Annotated in this window: 11 protein-coding genes; 6 read left to right on the top strand and 5 right to left on the bottom strand. The window is 74.4% G+C overall.

Going from position 1 to position 13621, the window contains the following annotated elements:
- The first annotated feature begins 16 nt into the window (after positions 1 to 16).
- Complete coding sequence (locus ACZ56V_RS21520) at positions 17 to 1501, top strand: DNA-3-methyladenine glycosylase 2 family protein (RefSeq protein WP_398913492.1); 1485 nt, start codon at positions 17 to 19, stop codon at positions 1499 to 1501.
- Positions 1498 to 2019 carry a methylated-DNA--[protein]-cysteine S-methyltransferase gene (locus ACZ56V_RS21515; protein ID WP_467380933.1) on the top strand — a complete coding sequence of 174 codons (522 nt, stop codon included), beginning with the start codon at positions 1498 to 1500 and terminating at the stop codon, positions 2017 to 2019. Before ACZ56V_RS21520 ends, ACZ56V_RS21515 begins: the two co-directional genes overlap by 4 nt.
- Here ACZ56V_RS21515 and ACZ56V_RS21510 read toward each other — a convergent pair.
- The gene (locus tag ACZ56V_RS21510) at positions 1982 to 2464 is read right to left on the bottom strand and encodes a DUF456 domain-containing protein (RefSeq protein WP_398913488.1); all 483 of its coding nucleotides are present in this window, start codon (positions 2462 to 2464) and stop codon (positions 1982 to 1984) included. The genes ACZ56V_RS21515 and ACZ56V_RS21510 overlap by 38 nt on opposite strands.
- A 55-nt stretch (positions 2465 to 2519) precedes the next feature.
- Positions 2520 to 3503 carry a helix-turn-helix domain-containing protein gene (locus ACZ56V_RS21505; protein WP_398913871.1) on the bottom strand — a complete coding sequence of 328 codons (984 nt, stop codon included), beginning with the start codon at positions 3501 to 3503 and terminating at the stop codon, positions 2520 to 2522.
- A gap of 286 nt (positions 3504 to 3789) precedes the next feature.
- On the opposite strand from ACZ56V_RS21505, the gene ACZ56V_RS21500 reads away from it, so the two are divergent.
- The 3 genes from ACZ56V_RS21500 (at position 3790) to ACZ56V_RS21490 (ending at position 7842) form a co-directional block, all read left to right on the top strand.
- On the top strand, positions 3790 to 5529 hold the full coding sequence (locus ACZ56V_RS21500) for a protein phosphatase 2C domain-containing protein (RefSeq protein WP_468944356.1): 1740 nt from the start codon (positions 3790 to 3792) through the stop codon (positions 5527 to 5529).
- Between the two features lie 28 nt (positions 5530 to 5557).
- Positions 5558 to 7300 (top strand): pyruvate dehydrogenase, encoded by a 1743-nt coding sequence (locus ACZ56V_RS21495; RefSeq protein WP_398913484.1) that lies wholly within the window; start codon positions 5558 to 5560, stop codon positions 7298 to 7300.
- 140 nt (positions 7301 to 7440) lie between these two features.
- Positions 7441 to 7842, top strand: coding sequence for an ATP-binding protein (locus ACZ56V_RS21490; protein WP_198601645.1), 402 nt, complete (start codon positions 7441 to 7443; stop codon positions 7840 to 7842).
- 49 nt (positions 7843 to 7891) lie between these two features.
- On the opposite strand, the gene ACZ56V_RS21485 is transcribed toward ACZ56V_RS21490, so the two are convergent.
- Both ACZ56V_RS21485 and ACZ56V_RS21480 read right to left on the bottom strand, forming a co-directional pair.
- Positions 7892 to 8956 (bottom strand): DUF2637 domain-containing protein, encoded by a 1065-nt coding sequence (locus ACZ56V_RS21485; RefSeq protein ID WP_398913482.1) that lies wholly within the window; start codon positions 8954 to 8956, stop codon positions 7892 to 7894.
- Between the two features lie 257 nt (positions 8957 to 9213).
- Positions 9214 to 10059, bottom strand: a complete 846-nt coding sequence (locus ACZ56V_RS21480; protein WP_468944352.1) for a (2Fe-2S)-binding protein — start codon at positions 10057 to 10059, stop codon at positions 9214 to 9216.
- Between the two features lie 168 nt (positions 10060 to 10227).
- Between ACZ56V_RS21480 and ACZ56V_RS21475 the strand changes: the two genes are divergently transcribed.
- Complete coding sequence (locus tag ACZ56V_RS21475) at positions 10228 to 11052, top strand: GntR family transcriptional regulator (protein WP_398913478.1); 825 nt, start codon at positions 10228 to 10230, stop codon at positions 11050 to 11052.
- 97 nt (positions 11053 to 11149) lie between these two features.
- On the opposite strand, the gene secD is transcribed toward ACZ56V_RS21475, so the two are convergent.
- Positions 11150 to 13546 carry a protein translocase subunit SecD gene (gene secD / locus ACZ56V_RS21470; RefSeq protein ID WP_468944348.1) on the bottom strand — a complete coding sequence of 799 codons (2397 nt, stop codon included), beginning with the start codon at positions 13544 to 13546 and terminating at the stop codon, positions 11150 to 11152.
- Positions 13547 to 13621: the final 75 nt, after the last annotated feature.

Raw genomic sequence — 13621 nt, 5'->3', positions numbered from 1 at the left:
CCGGGACCCCAACGCGATGTCCGATTTCCGCCAGCCCGGTCCTCCGGTCTGGCGGAGACTGGACAGCGTGACACAGACAGCGGAGCACGAGAAGACGCACGAGGACGTCCGGTACGAGGCCGTGCGGAGCCGGGACGCCCGGTTCGACGGCGCCTTCTTCTTCGCCGTCGAGACGACCGGCATCTACTGCCGGCCCAGCTGCCCCGCGGTCACCCCGAAGCGGCGCAACGTGCGGTTCTTCGCGACGGCCGCCGCCGCGCAGGGCTCGGGCTTCCGGGCCTGCCGGCGGTGCCGCCCCGACGCCGTGCCGGGCTCCGCGGACTGGAACGTCCGCGCCGACGTCGTCGGCCGGGCCATGCGGCTGATCGGCGACGGCGTCGTCGACCGCGAGGGCGTCGCGGGACTCGCCGTCCGGCTCGGCTACAGCGCCCGCCAGGTGCAGCGGCAGCTCACCGCCGAGGTGGGCGCCGGACCCGTGGCCCTCGCCCGCGCCCAGCGCGCCCACACCGCCCGCGTCCTGCTCCAGACCACCGGCCTGCCGGTCACCGAGATCGCCTTCGCGTCCGGGTTCGCCAGCGTGCGGCAGTTCAACGACACGATCCGGACCGTGTACGCCGCCACCCCGAGCCAGCTGCGCGACGCCGCCCCGGCCCGCGACCGGGCCGCCCGGCGCACGGCCACCCCCTCCGCCGGTGTCCCGCTGCGCCTCGCCCACCGGGGCCCCTACCAGCCCGGCCCCGTCTTCGACCTGCTCCAGCGGGAGGCCGTCGCCGGCGTCGAGGAAGTGAGCGGCGAACCCGGCCACCGCGTCTACCGGCGCACCCTGCGCCTGCCGTACGGCACCGGGATCGTCGCCGTCCAGGAACGGCCGGGACCGCCCGGCACCAGCACCGACACCGGCAGCGGCGGCTGGCTCGACACCCGCCTCCACCTCACCGACCTGCGCGACCTGACCACCTCCGTACAGCGGCTGCGGCGGCTGTTCGACCTCGACGCCGACCCGTACGCCGTCGACGAGCGGCTCGGCGCCGATCCCCGGCTCGCCCCGCTGGTCGCCGCCCGCCCGGGGCTGCGCTCACCCGGCACCGCCGACCCCGACGAACTGGCGGTGCGGGCCCTGGTGGGGCGCGCGGAGGCCGAGCGGCTCGTCCAGCGGTACGGCAAGGTGCTCGACGCGCCCTGCGGCACCCTCACCCACCTCTTCCCCGAACCGGCCGTCCTCGCCGAGGCCGCGCCGCACGGCACCCCGGGCGCGCTCGCCGCCGCCCTCGCCGACGGCGCCGTACGCCTGGACCCGGGCGCCGACCGGGACGACGCCGAGCGCGCCCTGCTCGCCGTGCCCGGACTGGACGCCCGTACCGTCGCCGTCGTGCGCACCCGCGCCCTCGGCGACCCGGACGTCGCCCCGCCCGGCCCCGCCGTCCCCGACACCTGGCGCCCCTGGCGCTCGTACGCACTGAACCACCTGCGCGCAGCAGGAGAGTGGGAGAACGACCGATGACGACGACCTACTGGTACGAGATGGACAGCACCGTCGGGCGGCTGCTCCTCACCGCCGCCCCCGACGGCATGCTCACCTCCCTCTCCGTGCCCGGGCAGAAGGGCGGCCGGAGCGTCCAGGACGGCTGGCGGCACGACGCCGGGCCCTTCCGGGCCGCCGAGGAGCAGCTCGGCGCCTACTTCGCCGGGGAGCTGACGGAGTTCCGGCTGCCGCTGCGCGCCGAGGGCACCGCCTTCCGGGAGCGGGTGTGGGCCGCCCTGGACGAGGTGCCCTACGGGGCGACCACGACCTACGGCGAGATCGCCGCCCGCGTCGGGGCCTCGCGACCGGCGGTACGCGCGGTCGGCGGCGCGATCGGCGCCAACCCGCTGCTGATCCTGCGTCCTTGCCACCGGGTGATCGGCGCCGACGGCTCCCTGACCGGGTACGCGGGCGGACTGGACCGCAAGACGCGGCTGCTGTCGCTGGAGGGCGCCCGGCTCAGCCGGCCAGTACCGCTCCGAGCCACGCCCCGGTGATCAGCAGGCACGCGAACAGCTCCGTCAGCAGGTCGGCGCCGCCCTGGCGCATCGCCGTCCGCAGCGACGCCATCGCCTCGCCGTGCCGCCCGAGCCGCAGCCGCTCGGCGAGGTAGATGCCGCCGAGGAAGCCCGGGACCGCGCCGAGCACCGGGATCAGGACGAAGCCGAGGACGGCGCCCGCGCCCGCGTAGGCCGTCAGCCGGCGCATCGCCTGGTCCCGGCGTCTCCTGCGGGTCGGCAGCGCCCAGCGCACCGCCCGCGACAGCAGCAGCGCGACGGTGGCGCCGACCAGGACCGCCCACGCGAGCGGCTGCGGATCCTTCAGCGCCCACCACAGGACCCCGGCCCACACCAGCCACGATCCGGGCATGCCGGGCAGCAGGACGCCGCACAGCCCGAGCAGAATGACCAGGCCGGCCAGCAGGAGGTCTCCCGCTCCCATCTGTCCAGGGTGCCGGAGTCCGGCCCGGTCCGCAGAAGTCGGGCCAGGGGGCTCGTCAGTGCTTTCTGGCCACCCAGTCTCTTTCATAGGCGTGCCAGCCCAGTTGGAGCCGGGTGGTGACCCCGGTCAGCTCCATCAGGCGCTTCACCCGCCGCTGCACGGTCCGCAGGCCCAGGTCGAGCTGCTTGGCCACGCTCGCGTCGGTCAGTCCGGCGAGGAGCAGCGAGAGGATCTCCAGGTCGGTGCCGTCGGGGGCGTCCGGGCCGTGCTCGCTCACGCCGGAACCGCCCAGGCGCAGCGGCAGGGCGTCCCGCCACACCGCCTCGAACAGCCCGGAGAGCAGTTCGAGCAGGCCGCTGGCGTGCACGACCAGCGCGGCGGGCTCCGAGGAGTGCGCGGTGAGCGGCACCAGGGCGAGCGAGCGGTCGGCGACGACCAGCTTGGTCGGCACCCGGTCCACGACCCTGACCTGCTCGTCGCGGCCCAGCGCGGCGGTCAGCTCGGTGATGCCGGACGGCAGGTCGAGGACCGACCGCTCGACCACCACGCGGTAGCGGACACCGCGCCCGGTGGCCTGCTCCTCCGCGTCGTTCTCCATGCCGGTCACGGCCACCGGCTTGTCGGTGACCAGCGCGCACACCTCCTCGCTCGCGCCGAGCTGGAGCTGGAGGAAGCGCTGGGCGACGGCCGCGGCGCCGGTCACCACCTCCACCAGGTCGTGCACCGCGGGCTCGGCCGCCGCCGCCCGGTACTCCTCCGCCAGCAGCGCCGCCGCCAGTTCCGCCCGCTCCAGCTCGTGCCGCTGCTGGGTGAGCAGGGCGCCCAGCGCGACGCCGGGCGGGGCCGCGACCCAGCGTCCCGGGCGGGCCGAGGACTGGGCGGCGAGCCCGTTCTGCTCCAGGCGGCGCAGCGCGCGCTCGGTGTCCCGCTCGCCGAGCGCCAGCCGCCGCGCCAGATCGGGCACGTCGGCCGCGCCCACCGACACCAGCGCCCGGTACGCCGCCTCGTGCGTGTCCTCCAGCCCCAGCACTCCCAGCATCAGGCGCCCCTCCCCGAGAACCATGATCATCACCAGTCGCGGGGATCCTCTGTGGCGGAAAACGGCCACGGCGCAAACCCGCCTGCGGACATCATCGCCGTACCGCCGGTCACTCTGCCAAGGTGGCGTCGCCGGGCGGTCCTCCCGTGGGGGGTGGGGCCGCCCGGCCACCCACCTCGGAGGACTGTTCGACGCGTCCCCCGACACGCCGCCCGGCGCACGCCGGTCCGCCCGAATTTTCCGATGCCCCGTTTTCATCCGGCTCCGTCGGTGGACAATCAGGAGCATGAGTCAGCAGGGGGGAAGGCCCACCGGTCCCACTGAGCCTGAGGACGACTGGTGGGGGCAGCTGTACGACGACTCCACCGACGACACCGGCCCCACGGCCGCACCCGATTCCCTGGACGACCGCTTCGCCTCGGCGTCCGGCACGGTGGCCCGAGGACCGGCCTCCGGCACCGACGACACCACGAACCGGCCCCTCCCGGATCCCGCCCCGCCCATACCCGGGCAGCCTTGGTGGTCCCGAACGGAGCCCCCCGCCGTCCCCGGCCCCCGCACCGCAGAACCCGACACCAACGCCCCGCCCCGCCCGCCCGGGGCTCCGTGGGAGCCGCCGCCCGCGGGTCCGGCCGGGCCGGTGAGTTTCCCGCAGGGGCGGGCGGGGGGTGAGCGGTCGGGTGGTGTGGGGGCCGGGCAGGGCTCGGGTGTGGAGGGGTCCGTGTCGTCTTCGCGGTCGGGTGGGCGTTGGGATGACGCGCCGCGCGACAGCGGTCCGCCCCGGCCCGGGGCTCCGTGGGAGCCGCCGCCCGCGGCTCCGGCCGGGCCGGTGAGTTTCCCGCAGGGGAGGACGGGGGGTGAGCGGTCCGGTGAGGGTGGGGCCGCGTCGGCTCCGGGGGCCGGTGGACCGCGTGGGCTGACCACCTCGGGAACCGGCGCCGCCGACCTCAGCGAGCCGCCCGAGGCGGCCCCGCCGCCCCCGACCGTGACCGACCTGCCCCCGCTCCCGCCGCCGTTCCTCCCCTCGTCGGACTACGTCGGCACCGGGCCGCCCACCTACGACGCAGAGCCCACCGCGCTGCCGCCCGCCTACCCCGACGGGCTCGACGGGCTGGTCCCGGACACCGTGCTGGAGGGCGCCCGGTACGGGACGTGCACGCTGCGGGCCGTCTCGGTGCGCGGGGACTCCGCGCGGTACCGGGGCGAGCCACGGCGCGACGCGCTGCTCGTCGCCCGGTTCGGCGCCGGTGAGCAGGCGCTGGTCCTGGTGGCCATGGCCACCGGAGCCCGCGCCACCGCCGGGGCGCACCGGGCGGCGGCCGAGGTGTGCCGGTGGATCGGGCGGGCCGTGGGCCGCAGCCACGCCCGGCTCGCCGAGGACCTGCGGGCCGCCCGGCGCGGCGACCTCAAGTCCGGCCTGCACCGCCTCACCGACCGCAGCCTCGGCCGGCTCCGGGCCGGCGCCGCCGAACAGGGCCTCGCCCCGGACGAGTATTCGGCCACCCTGCGCTGCCTGCTGCTGCCCGCCGACCCCGAGTGCCGCACGCGGGTCTTCTTCGGCGTCGGCGCGGGCGGACTGCTCCGGCTGCGCGACGGCACCTGGCAGGACATGGAGCCGGACGTCGGCGAGGTCACCGGCGCGCCCGTCCTCGGCTTCGGCTCCGCGCCCAGGGGCGCGTCCGGTGGCACCCCCGGCGACGCGCCGAGCGAGACGCCCGAGGGCGACCGGCTCACCATGGACCTCGGCATCACCACGGCCCCGGGCCCGTACGACGGCCCGACCGCCGAGCCGCCCCGCGAACCCTTCCGCTTCCGGGCCTCCGTAGCCCGCCCGGGTGATGTGCTCCTGATGTGCACCGCGGGCCTCGCCGAGCCGCTGCTGAACGAGCCCGGACTGGCCGAACTCCTCGCGCGGCGATGGGCGGGCCGCCCGGCGCCCGGACTGGGGGAGTTCCTCGCCGACAGCGGCGTGAGGGTCAAGGGATACGCGGACGACCGTACGGCCGCCGCCGTTTGGGAGGCGTGAGGCCGCTGGCTGTGGCATAGCTGGACCCATGGCCAAACAGAACGTCGCGGAACAGTTCGTCGACATCCTCACCCGTGCCGGGGTCGAGCGCCTCTACGGAGTCGTCGGAGACAGCCTCAACCCGGTGGTGGACGCCGTGCGCCGGCACTCCGGCATCGAATGGGTGCATGTGCGGCACGAGGAGACCGCCGCCTTCGCCGCCGGGGCGGAGGCGCAGATCACCGGGAAGCTGACGGCGTGCGCCGGCTCCTGCGGCCCCGGCAACCTCCATCTCATCAACGGGCTCTACGACGCCCACCGCTCCATGGCCCCCGTCCTCGCCCTCGCCTCCCAGATCCCGTCCAGCGAGATCGGTCTCGGCTTCTTCCAGGAGACCCACCCCGACCAGCTGTTCCGCGAGTGCAGCCACTACAGCGAGCTGATCTCCAGCCCGAAGCAGATGCCGAGGCTGCTGCAGACCGCCATCCAGCACGCCGTCGGCCAGGGCGGCGTCAGCGTCGTCTCGCTGCCCGGCGACATCGCGGACGAGCCCGCCCCGGAGAAGGCCGCCGAGACGGCACTCGTCACCTCCCGGCCCACCGTCCGGCCCGGCGACGAGGAGATCGACCGGCTGGTGCGGATGATCGACGACGCCGACAAGGTCACCCTGTTCTGCGGCAGTGGCACCGCGGGCGCGCACGCCGAGGTCATGGAGTTCGCCGGGAAGCTCAAGGCACCGGTCGGGCACGCCCTGCGGGGCAAGGAGTTCATCCAGTACGACAACCCGTACGACGTCGGCATGAGCGGGCTGCTCGGGTACGGCGCCGCCTACGAGGCCACCCACGAGTGCGACCTGCTGCTCCTGATCGGCACCGACTTCCCGTACAACGCCTTCCTCCCGAACGACGTGAAGATCGCCCAGATCGACGTCCGGCCCGAGCACCTGGGGCGGCGCTCCAAGCTGGACCTCGCGGTGTGGGGCGACGCGCGGGAGACGCTGCGCTGCCTGATCCCCCGGGTGAAGGAGAAGAAGAGCCGCCGCTTCCTCGACCGGATGCTGAAGAAGCACGCGGACGCCCTGGAGGGCGTGGTCAAGGCGTACACCCGCAAGGTCGACAAGCACGTCCCGATCCACCCCGAGTACGTGGCCGCCCTGCTCGACGAAATGGCCGACGACGACGCGGTGTTCACCGTCGACACCGGGATGTGCAACGTCTGGGCCGCCCGCTACATCTCGCCCAACGGGCGCCGCCGCATCATCGGTTCCTTCTCGCACGGTTCGATGGCGAACGCGCTGCCGATGGCGATCGGCGCCCAGTTCACCGACCGGCGCCGGCAGGTCGTGTCGATGTCCGGCGACGGCGGGTTCACCATGCTGATGGGCGACTTCCTCACCCTCGTCCAGCACGACCTTCCGGTGAAGGTGGTGCTCTTCAACAACTCGTCGCTCGGCATGGTGGAGTTGGAGATGCTCGTCGCGGGCCTGCCCTCGCACGGCGTGGCCAACAAGAACCCCGACTTCGCCGCCGTCGCCGAGGCCTGCGGCGCCTTCGGCGTACGGGTGGAGAAGCCCAAGGACCTGGCGGGGGCGCTGAAGGCGGCGTTCAAGCACCAGGGGCCCGCCCTCGTCGACGTCGTCACCGACCCCAACGCCCTGTCCATCCCGCCGAAGATCAGCGCCGACATGGTCACCGGCTTCGCCCTGTCCGCCTCGAAGATCGTCCTGGACGGCGGCGTCGGACGCATGGTCCAGATGGCCCGTTCGAACCTGCGCAACGTCCCCCGGCCGTGACCGTACGGGCAGCCGGTCCGAAACCGGATGACTGGCGAGGGCCCGAACGGGCAAGGCTTCCCCCGTGAAGATGTTCGACCGGAGTGGGATGCACAGCGGGACAGACAGGGGGAGACGACATCAGCGCGCCGACGGGGGACATGAGGAAGCAGAGGCTGCCACAGCTCAGGAGGCGGCTCGGCCGGGCGGACCTGCGGGCGGTGCCCGAGGCCCGGCGGGCCCTGCGTGAGCTGCTGAGGCACTGGGGCGGGCCCGGACAGTCGGAGGTCGCGGAGCTGCTCACCAGCGAGCTGGTCACCAACGCGCTCGTGCACACCGAGGAGGGCGCCGTCCTGACCGCGACGGTCGGGCCGCGCGCCCTGCGGGTGGAGGTGCGGGACTTCGTGGGCCACGGGCGGCAGCCCCGGCCGCGCGCACCCCGGGAGGAGAGCACCAACGGCAGAGGGCTGGTCCTGGTCGAGTCGCTCGCCGACGACTGGGGCGTCCGGCCCTGCGAGGTGGGCAAGTCGGTCTGGTTCGAACTGGGCGCGGAAGCGGCCTGAGGAGCCGGGGACCCGACGCCTCAGGCCGTCCGCGGGACGGTGCGCGGCTCTAGCCGAACTGCTGCTCCAGGTCCTTGAGCTTGCGCTCCAGGGAGTCCAGCCGGGGCAGGGCCTGGGTGTCGTCCTCCGCGGTGAGGTCGACGGTCTCCACGCTCATCTGGTCAGACCCGCTCCGCACGGGCTGCAGGGAGGGCCGGCGGCTTGCCGCGGGCAGCTGCTCCGGGGTCGATATGGCAGGCTCCGCGGTGGCGCGTTCCGAGCCCCGCTCGACCTGCTGCACCTCGACCTCGACCTGACGGCCGCCGCGCCCCGGGAAGCCGCGGTGGCCGTGGCCCCGGCTGATCGCCTTGAGCTGCGCCCGCTCCAGCCGCTCCTGCTCGCGCCGCCGCAGCTTCTTCTCCTCCTTCTGGCGCCGGTCGTCGCGCACCTCCTCGACCGCCTCGTCCAGGCTGCGCACGCCCTCCAGGAGCATCAGCGACCAGGCGCGATAGGTCTCCCGGGGCGCGCGCAGCCAGCGGACCATGCGGATCTGCGGCAGCGGACGCGGCACCAGGCCCTGCTCGCGCAGCGCGGCCCGGCGGGTCTGCTTCAGGGCCCGGTCGAACAGCACCGCCGCCGACAGGGACATGCCCGCGAAGAAGTGCGGGGCACCGGCGTGGCCCAGGCCGCGGGGCGCGTGCACCCAGTTGAACCAGGCCGCGGCGAACGCGAAGGCCCACACCAGTATCCGCGAGCCGAGCGCCGCGTCACCGTGGCTGGCCTCGCGCACCGCGAGGACGGAGCAGAACATCGCCGCGCCGTCGAGGCCGAACGGGACCAGGTACTGCCAGCCGCCGCTCAGGCCGAGGTTCTGCTCGCCGAAGCCGACCAGACCGTGGAAGGAGAGGGCCGCGGCGACCGCCGCACAGCAGAAGAGCAGGACGTAGGAGAAGGTGCCGTAGAGGGCCTCCTTGCGCCGGCGCCGCTCCTCCATGCGCTCCCACGAGTCGTCCGCGCCCGCGTCCTTCCCCGAGGAACGCTTGCCGCGCGCGAGCACCGCCACCGCCGCCAGCATGCCCAGGAGCAGCACGGCGCCCGGAAGCAGCCAGTTCAGCGATATGTCGGTCAATCTCATCAGGGGTCCCTTGCAGTGGGATAGGGCGTAACGCCCGCCATGGTGGCCCAAACCCAGCGGCCCTCAGGGGGTTTCGGGGCAAGAGGCCGCCAAGGGAGTGCGAAGGGGGTGCCCAGGGCGGCGTTCTGCTCGAACTGCCGCGTGAGGGGCGGGAGTTGAGTTCGAATAAGACTACCCGTACGAGTGGTTCCACGGAAAGTTCCCGCGACGGGTGGGGGAGTTGTGAAACAACCCGGATGATCTTAGCCGACGATGCGTCAGCCCGCCGTGGCGAGCAGCTTGCCGACGCGGTCCGCGTCACAGGTCCTCGGACAGGTGGCGCAGGTGTCCTCGGGGCGCAGGGTGTAGAACATGCAGCAGCTCGCCCGGTCCCGGGTGTGCAGCGGTTCGCCGTCCGGCCCCTTCAGCTCGCGGAACGCCGCGTTCCCGACGTACGGCTTGGTCGCGCCCGGCAGCAGCAGCTCCAGCTCGTGCCGTGCCCGCTCCTGCTCGTCGAGCAGATGGGCGACGTACCACAGGCCTTCGACGACCTCGTCGGTCGCCATGCCCCACAGGGCGCGTCCGCGCCGCCGCATCCGGGGGCCGAATCCGGCCAGGACCGGCTCCAGGTGTTCGGCGACCGCGGCCCGCACCTCGGCGCGCAGCTCCTCCTCGTCGGCGACCACCCGGGCGCCGGGCAGACCGGCGGCGGGGTCGCCGGGGAGGCAGGCGAAGGAGGTGGCGCGGACGGCCATCCGGCCGAGGGGGAGTCCGGGGGCCGTGCGGTCGTAGGCCACCTGGGCCGCGGGGTGGCGGGGCACCCGGCGGTGCAGGAACCACGGCACGGTGATCAGCAGACAGGCCGGCCACGCGTACCGGTGCAGGCCGAAACTCGCGATCACGTCAGGACGGGCCCGCTGTCCGTAGTCCCGCAGCACCTGGGCCTCGTCCCAGGCGAGGAACGCCGCCAGCTCGGCGCCGCCCGCGGCGAGCGAGGCGGCCGTGACCCAGCCGTCGCCGCCCGGCACCTCGTCGGCCGCGGTCAGCTCGGTGACGCCCAGCCCGGGCAGGACCTCGGACAGGCGCGTGTACGCGTCCGTGAAGGCCGTACGGGCGACAGGCATGCGGGACCACCGATCCACGTCGGGACAACGGGCTGCTTAAAGGTAAGCCTTACCTTACCCACAATGCTTGGGATTTGAACTGACGGCCCCTGCGCTTATGGTGCTTGGCAGACAGGCGACAACCCGCCGTAATGACCCCAAGTACCGACACGTCCCGCAGGAGGACCCGTGAAGCACAGCGCGCAGGGCGCGGCCGGAACGGGTACGGGCGCGGCGGCCGAAGCGGTGCGGATCCCGGCGCAGCCCGGAGCGGCGGACGTGGACCGGGGCCAAGGCGGCCGGGTCCGGGCGCGCGGTGCCGGGGAGCCGGACGGCGCGGCGCGCGGCGAGCACACCCACGGCGAACCGTCCGCGCCGCGCCCGCGCGGCCTCGTACGGCGTTCCTCGGTGCGCGGGCAGATCCTCGACGCCCTGCGCTCCGCGCTGGTCACCGGTGAGCTGCGGCCCGGCGAGGTCTACTCGGCGCCCGTGCTCGGCGAGCGGTTCGGCGTCTCGGCCACCCCGGTACGGGAGGCCATGCAGCAGCTCGCCCTGGAAGGCGCCGTCGAGGTCGTCCCCAACCGCGGCTTCCGCGTCGTCGAGCGCGGCGACCGCGAACTGGCCGAGCTGGCCGAGGTCCGGGCCCTGATCGAGGCCCCGGTGTGGCTCCGGCTGGGCCGTACCGTGCCCGCCGAGCGCTGGGCGGAGCTGCGCCCCCTCGCCGAGGCCACCGTCCGGGCCGCGTCGTCCGGCTGCCCGGCCACCTATGCCGAGGCCGACCGCGCCTTCCACCGCGCGGTGCTCGCGCTGGCCGGCAACGAACAGCTCGTCCGGATCGCCGGTGACGTGCACCGCCGCACCCAGTGGCCGCCGGCCGGCTCGCCCTCCGTACGCGGCCGCGCCGACCTGGTCGCCGACGCCCACCAGCACACCGCGCTGCTGGACGCGCTGATCGCCGGCGACCCGGACGTGGTCCGGGCCCTGGTCGGGGAGCACTTCACGGGCACCGCCTGAGCCAGGGCACCGCCTGAGCCAGGGCACCGCCTGAGCCAGGGCACCGTCCGAGCGAGGGCGCCCCCTGAGCGGAGGCGCCCGGCGCGGGTGGCTGTGGCTACGGGACCTCCTGCCGTTGCGTGCGGCTCGTGGGTACCTGCTTCCCGGTCTTGCCGGGCTCCCCGCCGCCGCGGCCCTCGCCGCCCCTGCGGCGCCCGGGACGGGACCCGGTGGTGCGGCCGTGCAGTTCGATGGCCAGGGGCGAGGCGGTGAAGACCGACGAGTACGTGCCGACTCCCACGCCGATCAGCAGCGCGAGTGCGAAGTCGGTGAGGGAGTCGTCGGCCAGGACCGCCAGCGAGGCGAGGATGAGCACCGCGCCCATGCCCGTGTTGACCGTGCGCGGCAGGGTCTGCAGGATCGCGTCGTTGGTCAGCCGGTCGAACGGCGTCCTGCGCTCCTTGCCCAGCAGTTCCCGGACGCGGTCGAAGAGGACCACCGAGTCGTTGACCGAGTAGCCGATCACGGTCAGCAGCGCGGCCAGGAACACCCCGTCGATCGGCTTGCCCAGCCAGGCGAACACACCCACCAGGATGACCACGTCGTGCGCGAGGGCGCCGACCGCGGCCGTACCGAACAACAGGCGGAAGCGGGCCGCGAGGTACGCCAGCTGCGCGGCCAGGGCCAGGCCGAGGGCGATCAGGGCGTCCCGGCGCAGCTCCTCGCCGAGACTCGGGCCGATCAGCTCGTCGCGGACCTTCTCCGTCTCGCCGCCCAGCCCGGCGACGGCCTTCGTGACGGTCGCCGCCTCGGCGTCGGTCAGCTCCTCCGTGCGCACCGTGAGGTCGCCGTCGCCGGAGGACTGGACGACGGCGCGCGGGAAGCCCGCGTCGGCGAGCGCGTCCCGGGCCCGGTCGGGATCGACCTGGCCGGCGGTGGAGTACTCGATCAGCCGCCCGCCGGTGAACTCGATGCCGAAGTTCAGGCCCCGCACCAGGATGCCTGAGCCCGCCACCACGAGGACGACCAGGGACGCCGCCAGCCAACGGCGCGGCCGGCGCATCAGGAACGGGTCGCGGCGCAGCAGGGCGTCGCGGACCGGGCCGGTGGACGAGATGCCGGTGATGCGGGGGCGGCGGAAGACCGCCGGACGGCTGGCGGCGAACTCGGCGAGCACCCGCGTGATCACCAGGGCGCTGACCATCGACGCCAGCACACCGATGCCGAGCGTGACGCCGAAGCCCTTCACCGGTCCAGAGGCCAGGAAGAACAGCAGGGCGGCCGCGATCAGCGTGGTGACGTTGGAGTCGGCGATCGCGCTGAAGGCGCTGCGGAAACCGGCGGTCAGCGCCGACCGCGTGCTGGGACGGGTGCGGGCCGCCTGTTCCTCGCGGGCCCGCTCGAAGACCAGGACGTTGGCGTCCACCGCCATGCCGATCGCCAGCACGAAGCCCGCGAGGCCCGGCAGGGTCAGGGTCGCGCCCACCGCGGCCAGGGCGGCGTAGGAGATCAGGCCGTAGCAGAGCAGGGCCACGGTCGCCAGGGCGCCCATCAGCCGGTAGACGACGATGATGAACAGCGCGGTCAGCGCGGTGCCGATGACGGCGGCCCAGGCACCGGCCGAGATGGCCTCGTCGCCCAGGGTGGCGCCGATGGTGCGCTGCTCGATGGTCTCGACCGGCACGGGCAGCGCGCCGCCCTTGACGAGCAGGGCCAGTTCGCGGGCCTCGGCGTCGTCGAAGGAGCCGGTGATCTGCGTGGAGCCGCCGGTGATGCCCGCCCCGCAGGACACGGAGGGGTCGACCTGCGGCGAGGAGATGATCTTGCCGTCCAGCACGATGGCGATCCGGCGCTGCGGGTCCCCGGCCGGGTTGCAGGCCGCCTCGCCCGTCACCCGGGCCCAGCGGTCGCTGCCCGCGTCCTTGAAGTCGACGGTGACGTGCCAGCCCGCGCCGCCCTGCTGGTCGAAGCGTGCGTCGGCACCCTTGACGTCCTGCCCGGTCAGCGCGGCGGCCTTCAGCCGCAGGTACTGCCCGGACTCGTCGGGCAGCACCCGCTCGCCGTCCGCGCCGGACGCCCTCTCCTCCTCCTTGCCCTCGGCCCCGTCACCGGGCTTCTCCGCCGGGCCGAGCACCGAGTGGACGGTGAGCTGCGCGGTGCGGCCCAGCACGTCGGCGGCCTTCTTCGGGTCCTGTACGCCCGGCAGCTCGACGACGACGCGGTTCTCGCCGGAGCGGACGATGGTCGGCTCGGCGACACCGAGGGCGTCGATACGGCCGCGCAGCACCTCCACGGTGCGGTCGGTGGCCTCCCGGTCGGCCTTGGCGGTGTCGGTGGACTTGGTCTCCAGCACGATCTGGGTGCCGCCGCGCAGGTCGAGCCCGAGGCGGACCGGCATGGTCAGGGCGATGGCCACGGACGCGGCCAGCACGGCGAGCGCGACGAGCGCGCGGACGTTCAGGGAACGGGAGCGGGACCGCGAACGGGCGCGGGACGGGGGACGGGAGCGCTTCAACACGGGCCTCCGGCGGGCATGCCGCGGCGGCGGCCGAGCGCGGCCGCGGCGGAAGAACATGACGGGTGGTCGGGG

The sequence above is a fragment of the Streptomyces sp. NPDC034099 genome (assembly GCF_055575415.1).
This window is presented reverse-complemented; position numbering and strand designations above follow the sequence as displayed.